The sequence below is a fragment of the Pseudomonas sp. GW821-FHT03C07 genome (assembly GCF_059420925.1).
Genome location: NZ_JBWKUQ010000009.1, coordinates 209,761 through 234,528, shown reverse-complemented (window position 1 = coordinate 234,528; position 24,768 = coordinate 209,761). Strand labels below are relative to the sequence as shown.

Genomic DNA, 24,768 nt, shown 5'->3' with positions numbered 1-24,768 from the left:
TCTGGTAGAATCGCGCTTTATAAGGGTAGCGACCCCCCGGGCCAGCCATCATGGCCCCGGCGTTTACACCCCATTCCGTGTTTATCCGCGCCCGGCGCGTAGAAGAGAGCCTGTATGACCGTCACCCTCAAAACCCCCGAGGACATCGCAAAAATGCGTGTCGCTGGCCGCCTGGCTGCCGATGTACTGGAAATGATCGGTGAATACGTCAAGCCCGGCGTCACCACCGAGGAACTCGACCGTATCTGCCACGACTACATCGTCAATGTGCAGCAGGCCATTCCCGCCCCGCTCAACTACAAGGGTTTCCCGAAGTCGATCTGCACCTCGGTCAACCACGTGGTCTGCCACGGCATTCCCGGCGACAAGGCACTCAAGGATGGCGACACGCTGAACATCGACGTCACCGTGATCAAGGACGGTTACCACGGCGACACCAGCAAGATGTTCCACGTCGGTGCGGTGCCGGTCTGGGCCGAACGGCTGTCGCAGATCACCCAGGAATGCATGTACAAGGCCATCGAGATCGTCAAACCCGGCTGCCGCCTGGGCGACATCGGCGAAATCATCCAGAAGCACGCGGAAAAGAACGGTTTCTCGGTGGTGCGTGAGTTCTGTGGCCACGGCATCGGCAAGGTGTTCCACGAAGAGCCGCAGATCCTGCACTACGGCCGCGCCGGCACCGGCATGGAACTCAAGGCCGGCATGACCTTCACCATCGAGCCGATGATCAACCAGGGCAAGGCCGACACCAAGGTGCTGGGCGACGGCTGGACCGCGATCACCAAGGACCGCAAGCTGTCGGCCCAGTGGGAGCACACCCTGCTGGTCACCGACAGCGGCTATGAGATCTTCACCCTGCGTAGCGATGAGACCATCCCGCGCGTCTCGGCCTGATCGCTCGCCAGCCGCTTTATATAGAACGCCTATAGAACCCAAGGAAAGCCAATCGATGCCGCAGGTGGACCCCGAACTCTTCGACCGCGGCCAGTTCCAGGCGGAACTGGCACTGAAGGCCAGCCCCATCGCTGCCTTCAAGAAGGCCATCCGCCATGCCCACGAGGTGCTCGACGAACGCTTTCGTATCGGGCGCGATATCCGCCGGCTGATCGAAGACCGCGCCTGGTTCGTCGATAACATCCTGCAACAGGCCTGGGACCAGTTCTGTTGGAGCGAAGACGCCGACATCGCCCTGGTGGCGGTCGGCGGCTACGGTCGTGGCGAACTGCACCCCTACTCGGACATCGATCTGCTGATCCTGCTCGACGACGCCGACCACGAGATCTTTCGCGACTCCATCGAGCGTTTCCTGACCTTGCTCTGGGACATCGGCCTGGAAGTCGGCCAGAGCGTGCGCTCGATTGACGAATGCGCCGAGGAAGCCCGAGCCGACCTGACGGTCATCACCAACCTGATGGAAAGCCGCACCGTCGCCGGCCCCGAGCGCCTGCGCCAGCGCATGCTCGACGTCACCAGCACGGCACACATGTGGCCGAGCAAGGACTTCTTCCTGGCCAAGCGCGCCGAACAGAAGGCCCGCCACCACAAGTACAACGACACCGAATACAACCTGGAACCCAACGTCAAGGGCTCGCCCGGCGGCCTGCGGGATATCCAGACGATCCTCTGGGTCGCCCGCCGCCAGTACGGCACCCTGAACCTGCGGGCCCTGGCCGGCGAAGGTTTCCTGGTGGAAAGCGAAAACGCCGTGCTGGCCTCGTCCCAGGAGTTCCTCTGGAAAGTCCGCTACGCCCTGCACATGCTCGCCGGTCGCGCCGAGGACCGCCTGCTGTTCGACCACCAGCGCAGCATCGCCGGGCTGCTGGGCTTCAAGGGTGACGATGCGAAACAGGCCATCGAAAACTTCATGCAGCAGTACTACCGGGTGGTCATGAGCATTGCCCAGCTCAGCGACCTGATCATCCAGCACTTCGAGGAAATCATCCTCGCCCCGGAAGACGAAACGCCGCCGCAGCCGTTGAACTCGCGCTTCCAGTTGCACGACGGCTACATCGAGGCGTGCAACCCGAACGTCTTCCGCCGCACGCCGTTCGCCATGCTGGAAATCTTCGTGCTGATGGCCCAGCAGCCGGAAATCAAGGGGGTGCGCGCCGACACCATCCGTCTGCTGCGGGAAAACCGCCACCTGATCGACGACGACTTCCGCAACGATATCCGCAACACCAGCCTGTTTATCGAGCTGTTCAAGTGCAAGATCGGCATCCACCGCAACCTGCGCCGGATGAACCGCTACGGCCTCCTCGGGCGCTACCTGCCGGAGTTCGGCGATATCGTCGGGCAGATGCAACACGACCTGTTCCATATCTATACGGTCGACGCACACACCCTGAACCTGATCAAGCACCTGCGCAAACTGCAGTACACCCAGGTCTCGGAGAAATTCCCGCTGGCCGCCAAGCTCATGGCCAAGCTGCCCAAGCCCGAGCTGATCTACATGGCCGGGCTCTACCACGATATCGGCAAGGGCCGGCACGGCGACCATTCGGAACTCGGCGCTGTGGATGCCGCGGCCTTCTGCGCGCGTCACCAACTGCCGCAGTGGGACAGCCGCCTGATCGTCTGGCTGGTGCAGAACCACCTGATGATGTCCACCACCGCCCAGCGCAAGGACCTCTCCGACCCGCAGGTCATCCATGACTTCGCGCAGATCGTCGGCGACCACGTCTACCTGGACTACCTTTATGTCCTGACCGTCGCCGACATCAACGCGACCAACCCGAGCCTGTGGAACTCCTGGCGCGCCAGCCTGTTGCGCCAGCTCTACACCGAGACCAAGCGCGCCCTGCGCCGCGGTCTGGAAAACCCGGTGGACCGCGAAGAGCAGATTCGCCAGACCCAGAGCGCCGCCCTGGATATCCTGGTGCGTGCCGGCACCGACCCGGACGATGTCGAACAGCTCTGGTCGCAACTGGGCGATGACTACTTCCTGCGTCACACCGCCGGCGATGTCGCCTGGCACAGCGACGCGATCCTGCAGCAGCCGGCCGATGGCGGCCCGCTGGTACTGATCAAGGAAACCACCCAGCGCGAATTCGAAGGCGGCACGCAGATCTTTATCTACGCCCCGGACCAGCACGACTTCTTCGCCGTGACCGTGGCCGCGATGGACCAGCTCAATCTGAACATCCATGACGCCCGGGTCATCACCTCCAGCAGCCAATTCACCCTCGATACCTACATCGTGCTGGACAACGACGGCGGCTCCATCGGCGACAACCCGAAGCGCATCAAGCAGATCCGCGACGGCCTGACCGAGGCCCTGCGCAACCCGGACGACTACCCAACCATTATCCAGCGCCGGGTCCCGCGCCAGCTCAAGCACTTCGCCTTTGCGCCCCAGGTCACCATCCACAACGACGCCCAGCGCCCGGTCACGGTGCTGGAGCTGAGTGCGCCGGACCGCCCCGGGCTGCTGGCGCGGATCGGCAAGATCTTCCTGGAGTTCGACCTGTCGCTGCAGAACGCCAAGATCGCCACCCTCGGCGAGCGGGTCGAAGACGTGTTCTTCATCACCGACGCCGACAACCAACCGCTGTCCGACCCGCAGCTGTGCAGCCGATTGCAGGACGCCATCGTCGAACAACTGAGCGTCAACGCCGAACCGCCCCCTGAAACGATGCGCCTGAGTATCTGAATAAATGCTTTCCTGTGGGAGCGGGCTTGCCCGCGATGCGTCAGTCCAAACACATCGCCGGCGACTGACACACCGTCATCGCCGGCAAGCCCGCTGCCACACTTGATCTGCCGCGCCCGGCAGGCCGCATGCCTACAACTGAATTGAACGAGACTGTCCATGAACAACGCCCTGAACCAGTTGCAGCCCTACCCGTTCGAGAAACTCCGCGCCCTGCTTGGCAGCGTGACGCCGAACGCGGACAAGCGGCCGATCGCCCTGTCCATCGGCGAACCGAAGCACCGCTCGCCAGCATTTGTCGCCGAGGCCCTGAGCGCCAACCTGGAACAGATGGCCGTGTACCCGACCACCCTCGGGGTGCCGGCCCTGCGTGAAGCCATCGCCGGCTGGTGCGAGCGGCGTTTCGGCGTGCCGAGCGGCTGGATCGACCCGGCGCGCAACGTGCTGCCGGTCAACGGCACCCGCGAGGCACTGTTCGCCTTTACCCAGACCGTGGTCAACCGTGGCGACGACGCCCTGGTGGTCAGCCCCAACCCGTTCTATCAGATCTACGAAGGCGCGGCGTTCCTCGCCGGGGCCAAGCCGCACTATCTGCCCTGCCTGGACGAGAACGGCTTCAACCCGGACTTCGAGGCCGTGCCGACGGAGATCTGGCAGCGTTGCCAGATCCTCTTCCTGTGCTCGCCAGGCAACCCGACCGGTGCGCTGATTCCGCTGGAGACCTTGAAAAAGCTGATCGCTCTGGCCGACGAGCACGACTTCGTGATCGCCGCCGATGAGTGCTACAGCGAGCTCTACTTCGATGAGCGGACCCCGCCGCCGGGCCTGCTCAGCGCCTGCGTGGCGCTGGGCCGCAAGGACTTCAAGCGTTGCGTGGTGTTCCACAGCCTGTCCAAGCGCTCCAACCTGCCGGGGCTGCGTTCGGGTTTTGTCGCCGGTGACGCGGATATTCTCAAAGCCTTCCTGCTGTATCGCACCTACCACGGCTGCGCGATGCCGGTGCAAACGCAACTGGCCAGCGTGGCGGCCTGGAACGACGAAGTGCATGTGCGGGCCAATCGTGCGCTGTACCGGGAGAAGTTTGATGCGGTGCTGGAGATCCTGGCGCCGGTGCTGGATGTGCGGCGGCCGGATGGCAGCTTCTACCTGTGGCCGAATGTGCAGGGCGATGATGCGGCGTTCTGCCGCGATCTGTTTGCCGAGGAGCATGTGACCGTGGTGCCGGGCTCCTATCTGTCCCGCGAAGTCGACGGCGTCAATCCGGGGGCTGGTCGCGTGCGCATGGCCCTGGTTGCGCCACTGGCCGAATGCGTCGAAGCCGCCGAGCGGATTCGCGCGTTCATCCAGCGCCGCAAATAACCTGTAGCAGCAGGCTTGCCGGCGATGAAGCCGTTGGGCCCTTGTGGGAGCGGAGCTTGCCCGCGAAGAGGCCCGCGATGCCGCTAAGGACATCCCGACAAGCTCCGCTCCCACGGCACCGTGACACCCCGGGCTATTTCACCGAGCCGAGGTTCGCCTCGCTCAGATCCAGCTCCGCCAGCACCTCGCGCAACACATCGTCGCCGATCTGATGCTGGCGACTGAGCCGGTACAACTCCAGGCGCTGCGCCCGCAGTGCCCTCAGCCGCAAGCGGCGGTCCAACTGGTCCATCTGGAATGCCAACGCCTGAGCTTCGGCGGAGTCGTTGAACACCTCCAACTGATGCCGGTATTCGGCCATCAACTGCGCTTTCAACTCGGTCGCCAACGCTGCCTGGGTCGCATCCTGAGTAGCGTCCTGAGTCATGTCCTGCGGCGCAGCCAGTTCCTCGGTCTCCAGCGCATGGATCGCCGCTTCGGCGGTTTTCTTCCAGGCTTCGCGCACTTCGCCGCGATGTTTGTCATCCTGACTCTTCGGCAAGTCGCGCAACAGCAGCGGCAAGGCAATGCTGGCGGCCGCCAAAGACAACAGAATCACCCCCGCGGCAATGAAAATCAGCAAATCACGCTCGGGAAAATCCACCCCAGGCGCAATCAGCAGCGGCACCGACATCACGCCCGCCAGCGTCACCGCCCCGCGCACGCCGCCCACCGTCAGCAACCAGCAGGAACGCCCCTTGGCCATGCCCGACAATGGGCTTTTGCCACGCCAGCCCCGCAGCAGCTCGGACAAACGCCAAATGCTGTGCACCCAGATAAACCGCAACGCCACCAGCGCCAGAAAGATCGCCAGCACCTCCAGGCAGCGATAGAGCAAGGTCGGCCACAACGAAGGCTGATGACTGACGACCGCCTTGACGATGTCCGGCAACTGCAAGCCCAGCAGCAGGAAGATCAGCCCGTTGAAGGCGAACTCCAGCAGCGACCAGACACTGCGGTTGAGCAACCGCGTGCTGGTCTGGCGCGGCAGCAGGTCGAGCCAGCTCTGCATCATCCCCGCCGCCACCGCCGACAGAATCCCCGAGACCTCGAGACGCTCGGCCAACACATAGGCGGCGAACGGCAACAGCAACATGAACACCACGTGGGTCGCCGGATCGTCCCAACCGCGAGCGATCATCCAGACCCGAAAGCGCCCCACCAGCCAGCTCAGCGCCACGCCGACGGCCAAGCCACCGACCGCCACCAGAACAAAGGTCAGGCTCGCATTGGCCAGGGAAAAGGCACCGGTCACGGCCGCCGCCAGGGCGAACTTGAAGGTCACCAGGCCCGACGCATCGTTCATCAGCGCCTCGCCCTGGAGCATATGCATCAGCGGTGTCGGTAGACGGTTTTGGGCAATGGCGGACACCGCCACCGCGTCGGTCGGCGACAACACCGCCGCCAAGGCGAACGCCACGGGCAAGGGGATGGCCGGCAGCAGCCAGTGAATGAAATAGCCAGCGCCGACCACCGTGAACAACACCAGCCCCACGGCCAGGGTCAGGATCGGCCCGCGCAGGCGCCACAACTCGCGCTTGGGCATGCGCCAACCGTCAGAAAACAGCAACGGCGGCAGAAACAGGAACAGAAACAGCTCCGGGTCCAGCGCCACATGCAGACCCAGGGTCGGCCAGGCCAGCAAGGCCCCCGCGGCAATCTGCACCAAGGGCAGCGGCAGCGGAATCACCCGCCAGAGCAAACGCGAGACGCCGACCAGCATCAGCAAAATCAGGACGGTGTAGGCCGTCTGCATAAAAAGCATTCCCAATCGTTTAAAACAGATCGCTGGCAACAGCTTGCCGTCGAAGTGCCATATTAGCCGCTTAAGCTGCCACCCGGACGCTGCACCAAAGTCGCAGTCGGCAGGGGAAGATGTAACCGCACACGACTAAGACGCCTAAGCGGCCCGGTCATGGCATAATCTTCAACCTTTCATCCCTCGCATCTCCAAAGGGGAGGCAATTGCTGTGACTGCTCCGAGCAAAACGTTGCACCTTTTCGGAATCAAGGCGTGCGACACCATGAAAAAGGCCCGTACCTGGCTCGACGAGCAAGCCGTGCCCTACACGTTCCATGACTACAAGACCGCCGGTATCGACCGCGAACACCTGACCCAGTGGTGCAACGAGCACGGCTGGCAAGTGGTGCTGAACCGCGCCGGAACCACCTTTCGCAAACTCGACGACGAACGTAAAGCCGATCTCGACCAGGCGAAAGCGATTGAACTGATGCTGGCACAACCCTCGATGATCAAGCGCCCGGTGCTTGATCTCGGTGACCGAACCCTGATTGGCTTCAAGCCAGATAGCTATGCGGCGGCCCTCAACTGAGCCAGAGCGCTCAAGGCCCCCACTCATTTTGCAAGAGGTAACTGCATGTCCACTACTCCGTTCAGCCTGGGCTTCGGCGTTGGCACCCAGAATCGTCAAGGTGCCTGGCTGGAAGTTTTCTACGCCCAACCCCTGCTTCAGCCTTCGGCCGAGCTGGTCGCCGCCATCGCGCCGATCCTCGGTTACACCGGCGGCAACCAGGCGATCACCTTCAGCACCGCCCAGGCCTCGCAACTGGCCGAGGCCCTGAAAAGTGTCGACGCCGCCCAGGCTGCCCTGCTGACCCGTCTGGCCGAAAGCCACAAGCCGTTGGTCGCGACCCTGCTGGCTGAAGATGCCCAGCTGACTTCCACCCCCGAGGCCTACCTCAAGCTGCACCTGCTCTCCCACCGCCTGGTCAAGCCCCACGGCCTGAGCCTGGCGGGCGTGTTCCCGCTGCTGCCGAACGTGGCCTGGACCAGCCAGGGCGCCATCGACCTGTCGGAACTGGCCGCGCATCAACTGGAAGCGCGCCTGCGTGGCGAGCTGCTGGAAGTGTTCTCGGTGGACAAGTTCCCGAAAATGACCGACTACGTGGTCCCGAGCGGCGTGCGTATCGCTGACAGCGCGCGGATCCGCCTGGGCGCCTACATCGGCGAAGGCACCACCGTGATGCACGAAGGCTTCGTCAACTTCAACGCTGGCACCGAAGGCCCGGGCATGATCGAAGGCCGCGTTTCGGCGGGTGTCTTTGTCGGCAAGGGTTCGGACCTGGGCGGCGGTTGCTCGACCATGGGCACCCTGTCCGGTGGCGGCAATATCGTCATCAAGGTCGGCGAAGGTTGCCTGATCGGTGCCAACGCCGGTATCGGCATTCCGTTGGGCGACCGCAATACCGTGGAATCGGGCCTGTACGTGACTGCCGGGACCAAGGTCGCGCTGCTCGACGAAAACAACCAGTTGGTCAAGGTGCTCAAGGCCCGCGACCTGGCCGGCCTGCCGGACCTGCTGTTCCGTCGCAACTCGGAAACCGGTGCGGTGGAATGCAAGAGCCATAAGTCGGCCATTGCACTGAACGAAGCCCTGCACGCGCATAACTAAGCAGGATTGCTGTAGGCCGTGCGACAGGATCAATTGTAGGAGCCGGCTTGCTGGCGATGGCGTCTGTAAGGCCGCCTTCGCGGGCAAGCTCCGCTCCCACAAGAGATTTGTGCCATGCACAAAGATTGTGCCCGGCGCCGAACTGTGGGAGCGGAGCTTGCCCGCGAAGAGGCCCTCAAGGTCGCAAAAGAACTTCGCGAACCAGACCGATACCTACAGGTTTTGCGTACCCCGCCCATGCTAACCAGGGCCGAACACCATGTTGATACCTTCCCCCTGGCGCGCCGATTTCCCGGCCATCGCCGCCCTGCAACGGCAAGACCAGGTCTACCTGGACAGCGCCGCCACCACCCAGAAGCCCCAGGCATTGATCGATGCCCTGGCGCACTATTACAGCAACGGTGCGGCCAATGTGCACCGTGCCCAACACCTGCCCGGCGCCCACGCCACCCAGGCCTTCGAGGACAGTCGGAGCAAGACGGGCCAGTGGCTCAACGTCGGCAATAGCGGACAGATCGTCTTCACCCACGGCGCCACCTCGGCGCTGAATCTCCTGGCCTACGGCCTGGAAGCGCTTTTCCAACCCGGCGACGAGATCGTTATCAGCGCCCTGGAGCATCACGCCAATCTGCTGCCCTGGCAGCAACTGGCCCAGCGCCGGGGACTGCGACTGGTGGTCCTGCCGATCAGCGACAGCGGCCTGATCGACCTGGAGGCCGCCCGCCCGTTGATCGGCCCGCGGACCCGTCTGCTGGCGGTCAGCCAGTTGTCCAATGTGCTCGGCGCCTGGCAACCGTTGGCGCCGTTGCTGGCACTGGCCCGCTCGTTCAACGCGCTGAGCGTGGTCGACGGCGCCCAGGGCGTGGTCCACGGTCGTCACGACGTCCAGGCACTGGGCTGCGATTTTTATGTATTTTCCAGTCACAAGCTCTACGGCCCGGATGGCGTCGGCGTGCTCTATGGCCGACACGAAGCCCTGAGCCAGCTGCGCCACTGGCAATTCGGCGGCGAGATGGTGCTGGACGCGGACTATCAACAGGCCAGCTTCCGCCCTGCCCCATTGGGCTTCGAAGCCGGAACACCAGCGATTGCCAGCGTCATCGGCCTCGGCGCGACCCTCGACTATTTGGCCGGCCTCGACCAGACGGCCGTCTCGGCCCATGAAGCGGCGCTGCATGCCCACCTGTTGCAAGGTTTGAAAGTTCGCAAGGGCATCCGTCTGCTGGGCGAGCCGCAGTTGGCGCTGGCCAGTTTCGTCGTCGACGGTGTGCACAACGCCGATCTGGCGCACCTGCTGACAGAACAGGGGATTGCCGTGCGCGCCGGACATCATTGCGCGATGCCACTGATGAAACAGCTTGGGCTGGCGGGCGCGATCCGCGTATCGCTGGGGTTGTACAACGACTCGGAAGATCTGGAGCGTTTTTTCGAGGCGCTGGATCAGGCGCTGGAGTTGTTGCGATGAGCTTGCCCGATGAGGCGCTGCTGGTGCTGGAAAACTTCCGGCATCTGGCGGGCTGGGAACAACGGGCGCGTCTGCTGATGCAATGGGGCGAGCGCTTGCCGCCCTTGAGCGACGCCGACAAGACCGAGGCCAACCGCGTGCACGGTTGCGAAAGCCAGGTGTGGTTGACCGGGCACTTGCAAGACGGTCAGTGGCAGTTTGCCGCGAGCAGCGATGCGCGAATGATTCGCGGGCTGGTAGCGCTGTTGCTGGTGCGGGTCAATGGTCTGAGCGCCGGCGAGTTGCAGCAGGTCGACCTGCCGGACTGGTTCAACCAGCTTGGCCTGTCCCGGCAATTGTCGCCGTCGCGCAGCAACGGCCTGAATGCCGTGCTGCAGCGGATGCGTGAATTAACCCAATCCTGAAAACCCCACAAACCTGTAGGAGCAAGCTTGCTCGCGATCGGGCGCGTAGCGGCCGCAATTCGCTTGACTCGGCGTGTCAGAAAAACTGCGTTCTGAGGTTTTACGACTGCTGCGCAGCCGATCGCGAGCAAGCTTGCGCCTACACAGTACGACGTCGCCCATCAGTTCCGGGAACGACACAAATACCCAGACGACCTTCCTTATTGCGGCTTGAGCCGATCCGCCGGACGGCGCATACCGGCGACGATCTTGTCCACCGCCTTGGTCGCCGCGACCATGCCGAAGGTCGCCGTGACCATCATCACCGCGCCGAAACCACCGGCGCAGTCCAGTTTCACCCCATCGCCGACAAAACTCTTCTGCAGGCAGATGCTGCCATCCGGCTTGGGATAACGCAGTTGCTCGGTGGAAAACACACACGGCACGCTGTAATGGCGGGTCACCGTGCGGGAAAAACCGTAGTCACGACGCAGGGTCGAACGCACTTTCGAGGCCAGGGGATCATTGAAGGTACGGTTCAGATCGCACACCTGGATCAACGTCGGATCGATCTGCCCACCGGCACCGCCCGTGGTGATGATCTGGATCTTGCGCCGCTTGCACCAGGCGATCAGCGCCGCCTTGGCATTGACGCTGTCGATGCAGTCGATCACGCAGTCGATATCCGGGGTGATGTATTCGGCCATGGTCTCGCGGGTGACGAAATCGGTCACCGCGTGAACTCGACAGTCCGGGTTGATGCCCTTCAGGCGCTCGGCCATCACCTCGACCTTGGCCCGACCCACGGTGCTGTCCAGGGCATGCAACTGACGGTTGCTGTTGCTGACGCAGACATCATCCAGGTCGAACAGCGAGATCTCGCCGACACCGCAACGGGCAATGGCTTCGGCCGCCCAGGAACCGACACCGCCGACGCCGACGATCGCCACATGGGCGGCCTTCAGCCGTTCCAGGCCTTCAATGCCATACAACCGGGCGACGCCGGCAAACCGCGGATCTTCTGCACTCATGACCATTACCCCAAAAACCGGCGCGCATTATAGGGCCGGGCGCGGGCCGAGGGCAGCTTTAGCCTATGAATGGCTGCCGACGAGCGTTAAATCACAACGCTTTGACGAGAATAGAGCTACAAAGAATCCGGAAAGAACTTAAGTCATGCGTTATTGCCCAATGTCCGCGCACACTCCACGGTACTGTACGGTCGACGGATAGCAAGTGTAGGATGCGCGCCGCTCTGTTCCCTGTTCTAGCCCTTTTCGGAACCCGAAATACCTATGTCATCGCGTAAATTTGGACTCAACCTGGTCGTGGTGCTGGCAATTGCCGCACTATTCACCGGTTTCTGGGCGCTGATCAACCGCCCGGTTTCGGCGCCTGACTGGCCCGAGCAGATCGCCGGCTTCTCCTACTCGCCTTTCCAGCAGGGACAATTCCCACAGAAAGAGCAGTATCCGACCGACGATGATATGCGTCGCGACCTGGAGATCATGAGTAAGCTGACGGATAACATCCGTATCTACTCGGTCGACGGCACCCTCCAGGATATTCCCAAGCTCGCCGAAGAGTTCGGCCTGCGGGTCACCCTGGGGATCTGGATCAGCCCGGACCAGGAACGCAACGAGCGCGAAATCACCCGCGCCATTGAACTGGCCAACACCAGCCGCAGTGTCGTGCGCGTGGTGGTCGGTAACGAGGCGATCTTCCGCAAGGAAATCACCGCCAAGGAACTGGCCGTGCTGCTCGACCGCGTGCGCGCCGCCGTCAAGGTGCCGGTGACCACCTCGGAACAGTGGCATATCTGGGAACGCAACCCGGAACTGGTCAAGCACGTCGACCTGATCGCCGCGCACATCCTGCCCTATTGGGAATCTATCCCGATGGACAAGGCCGGCCAGTACGTGCTGGACCGCGCCCGCGAACTCAAGCGCATGTTCCCGAAAAAACCCCTGCTGCTCTCGGAAGTCGGCTGGCCGAGCAATGGCCGCATGCGGGGCGGTGCCGATGCAACCCAGGCCGACCAGGCCATTTACCTGCGCACCCTGGTCAACAAGCTTAACCGCCAGGGCTTCAACTACTTCGTGATCGAAGCCTTCGACCAGCCGTGGAAAGCCAGCGACGAGGGTTCCGTGGGCGCCTACTGGGGCGTGTTCAACGCCGCGCGCCAGCAGAAGTTCAACTTCGAAGGCCCGGTGGTGGCAATCCCGCAATGGCGCGTACTGGCCATCGGTTCGGTGGTCCTGGCGCTGCTCTCGCTGACCCTGCTGATGATCGACGGCTCGGCCCTGCGCCAGCGCGGGCGGACCTTCCTGACCTTTACCGCGTTCCTCTGCGGTTCGGTGCTGGTGTGGATCGGCTACGACTACAGCCAGCAATACAGCACCTGGTTCAGCCTGACGGTGGGTTTCCTGCTGGCCATCGGTGCCTTGGGCGTGTTTATCGTCCTGCTGACCGAGGCCCACGAACTGGCCGAGGCGGTCTGGACCCACAAGCGCCGGCGTGAATTCCTGCCGGTGGAAGGCGACTCGGACTACCGGCCGAAGGTCTCGATCCACGTGCCGTGCTACAACGAGCCGCCAGAGATGGTCAAACAGACCCTCGACGCCCTCGCGGCCCTCGATTACCCGGACTACGAAGTCCTGATCATCGACAACAACACCAAGGACCCGGCGGTCTGGGAACCGGTGCAGGCCTACTGCGAAACCCTCGGTCCGCGCTTCCGCTTCTTCCACGTCGCGCCACTGGCCGGTTTCAAGGGCGGGGCACTGAACTACCTGATCCCGCACACCGCCAAGGACGCCGAAGTCATCGCGGTGATCGACTCGGACTACTGCGTCGATCGCAACTGGCTCAAGCACATGGTGCCGCACTTCGCCAATCCGAAGATCGCCATCGTGCAGTCGCCACAGGACTACCGCGACCAGAACGAAAGCACCTTCAAGAAGCTCTGCTACTCGGAATACAAGGGTTTCTTCCATATCGGCATGGTCACCCGCAACGACCGCGACGCGATCATCCAGCACGGCACCATGACCATGACCCGGCGTTCGGTCCTGGAAGAACTGGGCTGGGCCGACTGGTGCATCTGCGAAGACGCCGAACTGGGCCTGCGGGTCTTCGAAAAAGGTCTGTCGGCGGCTTATCACCACAACAGTTACGGCAAGGGCCTGATGCCCGATACCTTTATCGACTTCAAGAAACAGCGTTTCCGCTGGGCCTACGGCGCGATCCAGATCATCAAGCGGCACACCGCCAGCCTGCTGCGCGGCAAGGACACCGAACTGACCCGTGGTCAGCGCTATCACTTCCTCGCGGGCTGGCTGCCGTGGGTCGCCGATGGCATGAACATCTTCTTCACCGTTGGTGCCCTGCTCTGGTCGGCGGCGATGATCATCGTGCCGCAACGGGTCGATCCGCCGCTGTTGATCTTCGCAATCCCGCCCTTGGCGCTGTTCGTGTTCAAGGTCGGCAAGATCCTGTTCCTCTACCGTCGCGCGGTCGGGGTGAACATGAAGGATGCCTTCGCCGCGGCACTGGCTGGGCTGGCCTTGTCCCACACCATCGCCAAGGCGGTGCTGTACGGTTTCTTCACCAGCAGCATCCCGTTCTTCCGCACACCGAAAAACGCCGACAACCACGGCTTCTGGGTGGCGATTTCGGAGGCCCGGGAAGAGATGTTCATCATGCTGCTGTTGTGGGCCGCGGCGCTGGGGATCTTCCTGGTGCAGGGCTTGCCGAGCAACGACATGCGCTTCTGGGTGGTGATGTTGCTGGTACAGTCGCTGCCGTACCTGGCGGCGCTGATCATGGCCTTCGTCTCGTCGCTGCCGAAACCGGCCGGCGAGCCGGAGCCGGCCGCAGTCGCATAAACGCGATGTACAACACGAAACGGCGGCCTGCGGGCCGCCGTTTTGCTTTAAGATATCTCCCCTTTGCGCGCCCCTACCCGTGTAGGAGCCGGCTTGCCGGCGATCCAGGCGACGCGGTGATCCTGGTTAACCGCGTCGCTCAAATCGCCAGCAAGCTGGCTCCTACAAAAAAAGCACCGGAGCTTTCCCATGACGGCCCACGCCGACCTTTCGCCGACCTTGCAACTCGCTTGCGAGCTGATCCGCCGCCCTTCCGTGACCCCGGTCGATGCCGACTGCCAGAAACTGATGATGCAGCGCCTGGGCGACGCCGGTTTCAAGCTCGAGCCGATGCGTATCGAAGACGTCGATAACTTCTGGGCCAGCCATGGCCGGCATGAAGGCCCGGTGCTGTGTTTCGCCGGTCACACCGACGTGGTCCCCACCGGTCCCGTGCAGGCCTGGCAGAACGATCCGTTCGATGCCTTGATCGACGGGCACGGCATGCTCTGTGGGCGCGGCGCGGCCGACATGAAAGGCAGCCTGGCAGCGATGCTGGTGGCCGCCGAGCGTTTTGTCGCCGACTACCCGGATCATCGCGGTTCGGTCGCCTTCCTGATCACCAGCGACGAAGAAGGCCCGGCCCACCACGGCACCAAGGCCGTGGTCGAGCGCCTGGCCGCGCGTAAAGAGCGCCTGGACTGGTGCATCGTCGGCGAACCGTCGAGCACCACCCTGGTCGGTGACGTGGTGAAAAACGGCCGTCGCGGTTCCCTCGGCGCCCGGCTCACCGTGCGTGGCGTACAAGGCCATGTGGCCTACCCACACCTGGCGAAGAACCCGATCCACCTGGCCGCCCCGGCCCTGGCCGAACTGGCCGCCGAGCACTGGGACGACGGCAACGCCTTCTTCCCGCCCACCAGCTTCCAGATTTCCAACCTCAACTCGGGGACCGGCGCGACCAACGTGATCGCTGGCGAACTGGTGGCGCTGTTCAACTTCCGTTTCTCCACCGAGTCCACGGTCGAAGGCCTGCAACAGCGGGTCGCGGCGATCCTCGACAAGCACGGCCTGGACTGGCATGTGGAATGGGCGCTGTCCGGCCTGCCGTTCCTGACCGAGCCGGGCGCGCTGCTCGATGCGGTGTCGGCGAGCATCAAGAGCATCACCGGACGCGAGACCCAGGCCTCCACCAGTGGCGGCACCTCCGACGGGCGCTTTATCGCCACCCTCGGCACCCAGGTGGTCGAGCTGGGCCCGGTCAACGCGACCATCCACCAGGTCAACGAGCGGGTCCTGGCCAGCGACCTCGACGTGCTGACCGAAATCTACTACCAGACCCTGATCAAGTTGCTTGCCTGATGCTCACCTGCCCTCTCTGCAGCGCGCCCCTGGGCGCGGTCGACAACGGCGTGGCGTGCCCGCTCGGACATCGTTTCGACCGGGCACGCCAGGGTTACCTGAACCTGTTGCCAGTGCAGCACAAGAACAGCCGCGACCCGGGCGACAACCTGGCCATGGTCGAAGCCCGACGGGATTTCCTCAACGCCGGCCACTACGCGCCGGTGGCCCGCCGCCTGGCGGAGCTGGCCGCCGAACGCGCGCCGGGACGCTGGGTCGATATCGGCTGCGGCGAGGGCTACTACACGGCGCAGTTGGCCGAGGCCATGCCCACGGCTGACGGCTATGCGCTGGATATCTCCCGCGAGGCGGTCAAGCGCGCCTGTCGGCGCAACCCGCAACTGACCTGGTTGATCGCCAGCATGGCGCGGGTGCCATTGGCCGACGCCAGCTGCCAGTTCATCGCCAGCGTGTTCAGCCCGCTGGACTGGCAGGAAGCCAAACGCCTGCTGAGCCCCGGTGGCGGCCTGATGAAAGTCGGACCGACCAGCGGCCATCTGATGGAACTGCGCGAGCGTCTGTACGATGAAGTGCGCGAGTACACCGACGACAAGCACCTGGCCCTGGTGCCGGCGGGCATGGCGCTGCAACACAGCGAAGTGCTGGAGTTCAAGCTGAGCCTGGCCAGCGCCCAGGACCGCGCGAACCTGCTGGCCATGACCCCTCACGGCTGGCGGGCCAGCGCCGAGCGCCGGGCACAGGTCATCGAACAGCCGGAGCCGTTCGAGGTCAGCGTGTCGATGCGCTACGATTACTTCGTTTTGCAATAACCCCACTCTTCATGGCCTTGGACACCGGTTCAAGGCCGACAAAATCCGCGAATGGATTTTTCGAACAACCGCAGCGAGGATTTCCATGCGCCAGCCCGATATCGAGATTTACCTCAAGGACGACGACGTCGATCACAAGGCCGTTGCCGCCTGGCTCGGCGCCGCGCTGGGCCCTTGCAGCGACTGGGTCCAGAAAGGCCAGACCTGGAAGTGCCAGGCCGGCAATGTGCCGGTGACCTGGCTGCCCAAGGCCGTGGGCAAATGGAACAGCCTGTACCTGGAAAGCGACCAGACGCCGTGGGACGACGACATCGCCTGCGCCCGCGCCGCCTTTGCCGCGCTGAACGTGGAAGTGCGTTGCGCCCCGGGCAGTTGGGTCGAGGAAGAAGGCGAGGAGACGGCCGATCGCTGGATCCGCATCAGCGCCGATGGCGAAGAAGAAATCACCTGGCGTACGGCATAGCACTGGCAGGCAAACCCGGGGCTTGGCGGTATTCTGCGGTGAAACACCGAACCTGTAGGAGCTGGCTTGCCAGCGATGGCGTCCGCAAGATCAATGCAAGACTCACTGGCCTCATCGCCGGCAAGCCGGCTCCCACAATGACCGCGTTGACCGTAACGGCCAATCCACGGTCGGCGTCGATTGAAGACTGGTCTTACAGCCCCACCACATCCTCGGCCTGCAGGCCTTTCTGGCCTTCCACCACCGCGTATTCCACCTGCTGCCCTTCCGCCAGGGAGCGGTGACCTTCGCCACGAATCGCGCGGTAGTGCACAAACACATCCGCCCCGTCTTCGCGCTGAATAAAGCCGTAGCCCTTGGCATCGTTGAACCACTTCACATTGCCTGTCTCGCGAGTTGCCATGAATCCGTACTCCGTCTTGTTATTGTGGGGAGAGGCCCGGCTCGACGGGCCCTGCCTGCTGCGTCGCCAGAACATCATGCTGCGCGGATAAATCCTACCGTCCACGGCGAACGACCGAGTATAAGACAGGTCAAAAAACTCTCAATCAATATTAGTTCGCCGCGTTTTTGCCGATCTTTGACGAATACGGCACACTAGCCATACCGAGCAAACGCTCGGTTCAATCCACTAGCCTGCAGAAGCCGTATGACCCGTTCCCCGTTCCGCCGCCTCGTGTTTGGTACCTTGCGCCGCCTCTTGTACCTGTGGGTGCGCTCGGAGACGATCAACCAGTCGTCGCTGACCCTCGACCTCGACCGCAGCCGGCCGGTGTTCTACGTCCTGCAATCGCCGTCGCTGACCGACCTCGCCGTGGTCGACCGCGAATGCACCAAGGCCGGCCTGCCGCGTCCGGTACTGCCGGTGTCCGTCGGCTCGCTGCTGGAACCGGCGGCGTTCTTCTACCTGACCCCCGAGCCTGACTGGCTCGGCCGCCAGGACAAGCGCGGCGCGCCACCGACCCTGACCCGTCTGGTCAGCGCCTTGAGCGAGAACCCCGCCGAAGATGCGCTGATCATCCCGGTCAGCGTGTTCTGGGGGCAGTCGCCGGACAGTGAGTCGAGCCCCTGGAAACTGCTGTTCGCCGACAGCTGGGCGGTCACCGGGCGCCTGCGCCGCCTGCTGAGCATCCTGATTCTCGGGCGCAAGACCCGCGTGCAGTTCTCCGCGCCGATCCACCTGCGCGGCCTGATCGAACACAACAAGGGCCATGAACGCACCGTGCGCATGGCCCAGCGGATCCTGCGGGTGCACCTGCGCAACCTCAAGGCCGCGGTGATCGGCCCGGACATCTCGCACCGGCGCAACCTGGTCAAGGGCCTGGTCAACGAACCGATGGTGCGCCAGGCCATCCTCGAAGAAGCCCAGCGCGAGAACATCTCCGTGGACAAAGCCCAGGCCCAGGCCCTGCGCTACGGCAACGAGATCGCCTCGGACTACACCTATACCGCGATCCGCTTCCTCGAAGTGGTGCTGAGCTGGTTCTGGAACAAGATCTACGACGGCATCAAGGTCAACCATATCGAGGGCGTGCAGGCCGTGGCCCAGGGCCATGAAGTCATCTACGTGCCCTGCCACCGCAGCCATATCGATTACCTGCTGCTGTCCTACCTGCTGTTTCGCAACGGCCTGACCCCACCGCACATCGCCGCCGGGATCAACCTCAACATGCCGGTGATCGGCAGCCTGCTACGGCGCGGCGGGGCGTTCTTCATGCGCCGCACCTTCAAGGGCAACCCGCTCTACACCGCGGTGTTCAACGAATACCTGCACACCCTGTTCACCAAGGGCTTCCCGGTGGAGTACTTCGTTGAGGGCGGCCGCTCGCGCACCGGGCGCATGCTGCGGCCGAAGACCGGCATGCTGGCCATCACCCTGCGCAGCTTCCTGCGTTCCTCGCGCATGCCGATCGTCTTCATCCCGGTGTATATCGGCTACGAGCGCGTGCTGGAGGGTCGCACCTACCTGGGCGAACTGCGCGGCGCGAGCAAGAAGAAAGAATCGATCTTCGACATTTTCAAGGTCATCGGCGCACTCAAGCAGCGCTTCGGCCAGGTCGCGGTCAACTTCGGCGAGCCGATCAAGCTGGCCGAGTTCCTCGACCAGGAACAACCGGACTGGCGTGCCCAGGAACTGGGCCCGCAATTCCGCCCGGCCTGGCTCAACGAAACCACCAACCGTCTCGGCGAGCGTGTGGCCCGGCACCTGAACGAAGCGGCGGCGATCAACCCGGTGAACCTGGTGGCCCTGGCGTTGCTCTCGACCACGCGCCTGGCCCTCGACGACCGCGCCATGGCCCGGGTGCTCGACCTTTACCTGGCGCTGTTGCGCCGCGTGCCTTACTCGCCGCACACCACCCTGCCGGAAGGCGATGGTCGCGCGCTGATCCAGCACGTCAAGGACATGGACCTGCTGGCCGAGCAAAGCGACGCCCTGGGCAAGATCCTCTACCTGGACGAGCAGAACGCCGTCCTGATGACCTATTACCGCAACAACGTGCTGCATATCTTCGCCCTGCCTTCATTGCTGGCGAGCTTCTTCCAGAGCGCCACGCGCATGAGCCGCGAGCAGATCCTGCGCTACAGCCGCGCGCTCTATCCCTACCTGCAGGCGGAACTGTTTATCCGCTGGTCATTGGAGGAACTCGACGCGGTGATCGACCAATGGCTGCAAGCCTTTGTCGAACAGGGCCTGTTGCGCCTGGAGAACGACGTCTACCTGCGCCCGGCGCCGAGCTCGCGGCACTTCGTACTCTTGACCCTGCTGTCGCGGAGCATCGCCCAGACCCTGCAACGTTTCTACATGGCCATCTCGCTACTGCTCAACAGCGGCCAGCACAGCATCAGCGCCGAGGAGCTGGAAGACCTGTGCACGGTCATGGCCCAGCGCCTGTCGATTCTGCATGGCCTGAACGCCCCGGAGTTTTTCGACAAGAGCCTGTTCCGCCACTTTATCCAGACCCTGCTCGACCTCGATGTGCTGCGCCGCGACGCCGCCGGCAAACTGGGTTATCACGAACTGCTCGGCGAGTTGGCCGAGGGCGCCGCCAAACGGGTACTGCCGGCGGAAATTCGCCTGTCGATCCGTCAAGTGGCCGTGCATCGCAGCGAAGATGCCGCCGAACAAAGCCCCAATTCGGCTCCAGAGGTGGGATAAGGCGAACCACCCTTGTCAGGCTATTCGGTAAAGCAGCAAGGATGCTTCTCGGCCGGTTTTCAAGCGCAAAGGCCCGTGTAGACTCAATCTTGCGTTGCCTTTGACGCGTTCGATAAGGACATCGAGATGACCGCAAAAAACGTCGTGACCGCTGTGTTCCACTTCCCACCGGACTACAGGATCCCGGCCAAGGCCGAAACCCGTATCACCTTGCGCAACCGCTGCAGCGACACCCTGCTGGGGACCTGGACCAGCGCGCAACTTCCCGACCAGTCGCCCTGGCGCTTCACCTTCGAACTGCCGGCGGATCTCAAGCGTAACTGCAAGGTCGAGATCGACATCGACCTGAGTGTCGCCGGCACCTCCCTGCTGCCGGACATCAAGTACAGCTTCCGCTGGCGTCGGGACAACCAGGAAGAAACCTTTCACCTGAGCCCACCGGGGTACCTGTACCTCAGCGCGGCGCTGGTGCCGATGATCGGCACGCAGGACAATACCCTGGCCACCCTGAGGCTGGTCGCCCAGACCGAACCGGGTATTCCAGTGCATGTGCTCAGCGAGGAAATCACCTTCTTCAAGGGCTCCATCCCACGCTACCTGCGCTACGACGTGAACAAGGTCAAGCCGGGCCAGACCTACGAGACCCAGGGCACCTTCGGCAGTCGGCGCAAGTTCACCATGAAGCCCATTCCGCGCACCGTCGTGCTACTGAAAGAGAAACCGCAAAGCCTGATCCTCAGTGCCTGAGTCGCATGCGGCGCCTTTCAAAAACTGACGTTTGTCGATAAATTCGTTAGATTCTTACTGGCTGGCGCCAGGTTTCTTCTGGCGCCACGGATTTCCCCACTGACCCCAACAAGGAAGCTTCCATGCTCCGTCCCTCCCTTCGTCTGGCCGGCTTCTGCGCGGGCCTGCTGATTTCCGTCAACGCCCTGGCCTTGTCCCTCGGCAGTCTTACCCAGGGCGAAGCGTCCGGCGGCCTCAAGGATGCCCTGGCCCAGGGCGCCGTCGCCGCCGTGACCAACCTCGGCAAACCGGGTGGTTTCAGCAACAACCCGGCCGTGAAGATCGAACTGCCGGGCAACCTCGGCAAGGTCGCCAGCAAGATGAAGCAGTTCGGCATGGGCGCCCAGGTTGACCAGTTGGAAGCCAGCATGAACAAGGCCGCGGAAGCCGCCATGCCACAGGCCCAGGCGCTGCTGGTGGATGCGGTGAAGAAGATGACCGTGACCGATGCCAAGGGCATCCTCACCGGTGGCAAGGATTCGGCGACCCAGTACCTGGACAAGACCAGCCGCGAACAGATCCGCGCCAAGTTCCTGCCGATCGTCAAGCAGGCCACCGACCAGGTGGGCCTGGCCAAGCAGTACAACTCGTTCGCCGGGCAGGCGGCGACCCTCGGCGTACTCGACGCCAAGAGTGCCAACGTTGAAAGCTACGTAACGGAAAAGGCCCTGGACGGCCTGTTCAAGATGATCGCCCAGAAGGAAGAAGACATCCGCGCCAACCCGGCGGCGGCGGCTACCAGCCTGGCGAAGAAGGTGTTTGGCGCGCTGTGATGTCACCTGTGGCGCGCCGGCTTGCTGGCGCCCTACAATTCCCCTGTAGGAGCCAGCTTGCTGGCGATAACGGCCGATCAGGCGATGCAAGGCTTACTGGCCTCATCGCCAGCAAGCTGGCTCCTACAGGTCCGGGGCGCTTACTAGGCCGGCTCCGAGCGGCTGCTCTTGATGGACCGTCTTCTTCACCCTGAACCACCCCGCATACAACGCCGGCAGGAACAGCAGGGTCAAGGCCGTCGCCACGATCAGGCCCCCCATGATCGCCACCGCCATCGGCCCGTAGAATACGCTGCGTGACAACGGAATCATCGCCAGCACCGCCGCCAGGGCGGTCAGCACGATGGGTCGGAAACGCCGCACGGTCGCCTCGATGATCGCCTGCCATTGCGACATGCCCGCCCGGATATCCTGCTCGATCTGGTCGACCAGGATCACCGAGTTGCGCATGATCATCCCCGACAAGGCGATAGTCCCGAGCATCGCGACAAACCCGAACGGCTGGTGGAACACCAGCAGGAACAAGGTCACCCCGATCAGGCCCAACGGCGCGGTGAGGAACACCAGCGCCACCCGCGAGAAGCTGCGCAGTTGCAGCATCAACAAGGTCAGCACCACCACGATAAACAGCGGCACGCCGGCATTCACCGAAGCCTGGCCGCGCTCCGAATCCTCCACGGTGCCGCCGACGTCCAGCAGGTAGCCATCCGGCAACTCGGCGCGAATCGGGTCCAGGGTCGGCATGATCTGCTTGACCAGGCTCAGCGGCTGCTCCTGGCCGTAGATATCGGCGCGGATCGTCACGTTCGGCAAGCGGTTGCGGTGCCAGATAATGCCTTCCTCGAAACCGTACTCCAAGGTCGCGATCTGCGACAGCGCCACGCTGGTGCCGTTGTCCGTCGGTATCGCCAGGCTCGGCAGTGCCGACAACTGGTTGCGTTCCTGGACAGTGCCGCGCATCAGGATTTCGATCAACTCGTTGTCCTCGCGGTACTGGCTGACGGTCGAACCGGTCAGCGACAACTGCAGGAAGCGCGACAAGTTCGCGGTGCTGACCCCCAACGCCCGGGCACGGTCCTGATCGACGTTCAGGTAGACCACCTTGCTCGGCTCTTCCCAGTCCAGATGCACGTTGGTCACATGCGGGTTCTCACGGACCTTGGCCGCGACCTTGCGCGCCAGGGCACGGACCACCTCGACATGCTCGCCGGTCACCCGGAACTGTACCGGATAGCCCACCGGCGGCCCGTTCTCCAGACGTGTCACCCGGGCCCGTATATCGGCGAACTGCTCATCGAGCACCTTGATCAGCCAGGTACGCAGTGCTTCCCGCTCCTCGATGCTCTTGGCCAGCACGACGAACTGGGCAAAGCTGGTGGCCGGCAATTGCTGGTCCAGCGGCAGGTAGAAACGCGGCGAACCAGTGCCGACATAGGCCACATAGTTATCAATACCGGGGTGATCCTTGAGCAGGGCCTCCAGCCGCGAAACCTGTTCGGTGGTGTTGTTCAGGGACGCACCTTCGGCCAGCTTCAGATCGACCATCAGCTCCAGTCGCCCGGAGGCCGGGAAGAATTGTTGCGGCACAAAGCGGAACAGCAACACCGAGCCGATAAACAGCGCGATAGTCAGCACAATCACGGTTTTACGCCGACGCACGCACCACTCCACCGTGCGTCTGACCCGCTGGTAAAACGGCGTGCCATAAGGGTCCGGTTGCTCGCCGCCGTGTTTGGCGGCATGGATCCTGGCCAAATCCGGCAGCAGTTTTTCCCCCAGATAAGGTACGAACACCACCGCCGCGATCCATGACGCCAGCAGCGCCAGGGTCACCACCTGGAAAATCGAACGGGTGTACTCGCCCGTGCCCGACTGCGCGGTAGCAATCGGCAAGAAGCCGGCGGCGGTGATCAGGGTACCGGTGAGCATCGGGAATGCGGTGCTGGTCCAGGCAAAGCTCGCCGCCTTGAGGCGGTCGAAGCCCTGCTCCATCTTGATCGCCATCATCTCCACGGCAATGATCGCATCGTCCACCAGCAAGCCGAGGGCCAGCACCAGTGCACCGAGGGAAATCTTGTGCAGGCCGATGCCCAGGTAATACATGGCGGCAAAGGTCATCGCCAGCACCAGCGGAATCGCCAGGGCCACCACCATCCCGGTGCGCACGCCGAGGGAGAAGAAACTCACCAGCAGCACGATGACCAGGGCCTCCACCAGCACCTGGACGAACTCGCCGACGCCACTCTTCACCGCGGCGGGCTGGTCGGAGACCTTGCTCAGTTTCATCCCCGCCGGCAGGCTTTTCTGGATACGCGCGAACTCGGTCTCCAGGGCCTTGCCCAGCACCAGGATATCGCCGCCCTCGTTCATCGCCACCGCCAGGCCGATCGCGTCTTCCCCCATGAAACGCATGCGCGGTGCCGGGGGATCGTTGAAGCCGCGATGGACATCGGCGACATCGCTGATCCGGAAGGTGCGATCGCCCACGCGAATCGGGAAGCTCCTGATCTCGTCGACCGTTTTGAAGTTACCGCTGACCCGCAGTTGCACGCGCTCGGTCGGGGTCTCGAAGAAGCCGGCGGTGGACACCGCATTCTGCTCTTGCAGGGCCTGTTGCACGGCGGTCAGCGGCAGGCCGAGGGTGGCCAGCTTGACGTTGGACAGCTCGATCCAGACCTTTTCGTCCTGCAAACCGAGCAGGTCGACCTTGCCCACGTCCTTGACCCGCTGCAACTGGATCTGGACACGGTCGGCGTAGTCCTTGAGCACCGCATAATCGAAACCTTCGCCGGTCAGGGCGTAGATATTGCCGAAGGTGGTGCCGAACTCATCGTTGAAGAATGGCCCCTGGATGTCCGGCGGCAAGGTCTGGCGGATATCGCCGATTTTCTTCCGGACCTGGTACCAGAGGTCGGGAATCTGTGAAGAGTGCATCGAATCCCGGGCCATGAACGTCACCTGGGATTCGCCCGGCCGGGAAAAGGACACAATCCGCTCGTACTCGCCGGTCTCCATCAGCTTCTTTTCGATGCGTTCAGTGACCTGCCGCGAAACTTCCTGGGCCGTGGCTCCCGGCCAGTTGGTCTTGATGACCATGGCCTTGAAGGTGAACGGCGGGTCTTCGCTCTGCCCCAGCTTGGTGTAGGACAACGCGCCGACTACCGCCAGCAGGATCATCAGGAACAGCACGATCTGGCGATTACGCAACGCCCATTCGGAAAGATTGAAACCCATCGAG

Annotated in this window: 18 protein-coding genes; 14 read left to right on the top strand and 4 right to left on the bottom strand. The window is 63.2% G+C overall.

Annotated elements, in window-relative coordinates; translation table 11 throughout:
• The first annotated feature begins 114 nt into the window (after positions 1 to 114).
• The 3 genes from map to dapC all read left to right on the top strand — a co-directional run bounded on the left by map (position 115) and on the right by dapC (position 5,014).
• Positions 115 to 897 (top strand): type I methionyl aminopeptidase, encoded by a 783-nt coding sequence (gene map, locus AC07VG_RS19120; RefSeq protein ID WP_494999398.1) that lies wholly within the window; start codon positions 115 to 117, stop codon positions 895 to 897.
• 55 nt (positions 898 to 952) lie between these two features.
• Positions 953 to 3,655, top strand: coding sequence for a [protein-PII] uridylyltransferase (locus tag AC07VG_RS19115; RefSeq protein ID WP_494999397.1), 2,703 nt, complete (start codon positions 953 to 955; stop codon positions 3,653 to 3,655).
• A gap of 159 nt (positions 3,656 to 3,814) precedes the next feature.
• Positions 3,815 to 5,014 carry a succinyldiaminopimelate transaminase gene (gene dapC / locus AC07VG_RS19110; RefSeq protein WP_495021686.1) on the top strand — a complete coding sequence of 400 codons (1,200 nt, stop codon included), beginning with the start codon at positions 3,815 to 3,817 and terminating at the stop codon, positions 5,012 to 5,014.
• Positions 5,015 to 5,147: 133 nt separating this feature from the next.
• Here the strand turns inward: dapC and AC07VG_RS19105 are convergent, their stop codons facing one another.
• Positions 5,148 to 6,809, bottom strand: coding sequence for a Na+/H+ antiporter (locus tag AC07VG_RS19105; RefSeq protein ID WP_494999395.1), 1,662 nt, complete (start codon positions 6,807 to 6,809; stop codon positions 5,148 to 5,150).
• A 268-nt stretch (positions 6,810 to 7,077) separates the two neighbouring features.
• On the opposite strand from AC07VG_RS19105, the gene AC07VG_RS19100 reads away from it, so the two are divergent.
• The 4 genes from AC07VG_RS19100 to AC07VG_RS19085 all read left to right on the top strand — a co-directional run bounded on the left by AC07VG_RS19100 (position 7,078) and on the right by AC07VG_RS19085 (position 10,335).
• Positions 7,078 to 7,386 (top strand): arsenate reductase, encoded by a 309-nt coding sequence (locus AC07VG_RS19100; RefSeq protein ID WP_494999394.1) that lies wholly within the window; start codon positions 7,078 to 7,080, stop codon positions 7,384 to 7,386.
• A 45-nt stretch (positions 7,387 to 7,431) separates the two neighbouring features.
• Positions 7,432 to 8,466, top strand: a complete 1,035-nt coding sequence (gene dapD / locus AC07VG_RS19095) for a 2,3,4,5-tetrahydropyridine-2,6-dicarboxylate N-succinyltransferase (RefSeq protein ID WP_494999393.1) — start codon at positions 7,432 to 7,434, stop codon at positions 8,464 to 8,466.
• Between the two features lie 259 nt (positions 8,467 to 8,725).
• Positions 8,726 to 9,931 carry an aminotransferase class V-fold PLP-dependent enzyme gene (locus AC07VG_RS19090; RefSeq protein WP_494999392.1) on the top strand — a complete coding sequence of 402 codons (1,206 nt, stop codon included), beginning with the start codon at positions 8,726 to 8,728 and terminating at the stop codon, positions 9,929 to 9,931.
• Positions 9,928 to 10,335 (top strand): SufE family protein, encoded by a 408-nt coding sequence (locus tag AC07VG_RS19085; protein ID WP_494999391.1) that lies wholly within the window; start codon positions 9,928 to 9,930, stop codon positions 10,333 to 10,335. Before AC07VG_RS19090 ends, AC07VG_RS19085 begins: the two co-directional genes overlap by 4 nt.
• Positions 10,336 to 10,535: 200 nt before the next feature.
• On the opposite strand, the gene tcdA is transcribed toward AC07VG_RS19085, so the two are convergent.
• On the bottom strand, positions 10,536 to 11,345 hold the full coding sequence (gene tcdA / locus AC07VG_RS19080) for a tRNA cyclic N6-threonylcarbamoyladenosine(37) synthase TcdA (protein ID WP_494999390.1): 810 nt from the start codon (positions 11,343 to 11,345) through the stop codon (positions 10,536 to 10,538).
• Between the two features lie 264 nt (positions 11,346 to 11,609).
• Between tcdA and AC07VG_RS19075 the strand changes: the two genes are divergently transcribed.
• The 4 genes from AC07VG_RS19075 to AC07VG_RS19060 all read left to right on the top strand — a co-directional run bounded on the left by AC07VG_RS19075 (position 11,610) and on the right by AC07VG_RS19060 (position 16,814).
• On the top strand, positions 11,610 to 14,201 hold the full coding sequence (locus tag AC07VG_RS19075; RefSeq protein ID WP_495021685.1) for a glycosyltransferase: 2,592 nt from the start codon (positions 11,610 to 11,612) through the stop codon (positions 14,199 to 14,201).
• A 189-nt stretch (positions 14,202 to 14,390) separates the two neighbouring features.
• Positions 14,391 to 15,542: a succinyl-diaminopimelate desuccinylase gene (gene dapE, locus AC07VG_RS19070; protein ID WP_494999388.1), complete on the top strand. Its 1,152-nt coding sequence runs from the start codon at positions 14,391 to 14,393 to the stop codon at positions 15,540 to 15,542.
• Positions 15,542 to 16,351: a putative RNA methyltransferase gene (locus AC07VG_RS19065; RefSeq protein ID WP_494999387.1), complete on the top strand. Its 810-nt coding sequence runs from the start codon at positions 15,542 to 15,544 to the stop codon at positions 16,349 to 16,351. Before dapE ends, AC07VG_RS19065 begins: the two co-directional genes overlap by 1 nt.
• 85 nt (positions 16,352 to 16,436) lie before the next feature.
• Positions 16,437 to 16,814 (top strand): hypothetical protein, encoded by a 378-nt coding sequence (locus tag AC07VG_RS19060; protein ID WP_494999386.1) that lies wholly within the window; start codon positions 16,437 to 16,439, stop codon positions 16,812 to 16,814.
• 193 nt (positions 16,815 to 17,007) lie between these two features.
• Here the strand turns inward: AC07VG_RS19060 and AC07VG_RS19055 are convergent, their stop codons facing one another.
• On the bottom strand, positions 17,008 to 17,217 hold the full coding sequence (locus tag AC07VG_RS19055) for a cold shock domain-containing protein (RefSeq protein WP_017127105.1): 210 nt from the start codon (positions 17,215 to 17,217) through the stop codon (positions 17,008 to 17,010).
• Positions 17,218 to 17,463: 246 nt separating this feature from the next.
• Here AC07VG_RS19055 and plsB point away from each other — a divergent pair, with 246 nt between their 5' ends.
• The 3 genes from plsB (at position 17,464) to AC07VG_RS19040 (ending at position 21,530) form a co-directional block, all read left to right on the top strand.
• A complete protein-coding gene (gene plsB, locus AC07VG_RS19050; protein ID WP_494999385.1) occupies positions 17,464 to 19,971 on the top strand; it encodes a glycerol-3-phosphate 1-O-acyltransferase PlsB in 2,508 nt (835 codons plus the stop codon).
• Between the two features lie 126 nt (positions 19,972 to 20,097).
• Positions 20,098 to 20,718 (top strand): hypothetical protein, encoded by a 621-nt coding sequence (locus AC07VG_RS19045; RefSeq protein ID WP_121137127.1) that lies wholly within the window; start codon positions 20,098 to 20,100, stop codon positions 20,716 to 20,718.
• 122 nt (positions 20,719 to 20,840) lie between these two features.
• Complete coding sequence (locus AC07VG_RS19040; RefSeq protein ID WP_494999384.1) at positions 20,841 to 21,530, top strand: DUF4197 domain-containing protein; 690 nt, start codon at positions 20,841 to 20,843, stop codon at positions 21,528 to 21,530.
• 123 nt (positions 21,531 to 21,653) lie between these two features.
• Here AC07VG_RS19040 and AC07VG_RS19035 read toward each other — a convergent pair whose 3' ends face one another.
• Complete coding sequence (locus AC07VG_RS19035; RefSeq protein WP_495021684.1) at positions 21,654 to 24,764, bottom strand: efflux RND transporter permease subunit; 3,111 nt, start codon at positions 24,762 to 24,764, stop codon at positions 21,654 to 21,656.
• Between the last annotated feature and the right edge of the window lie 4 nt (positions 24,765 to 24,768).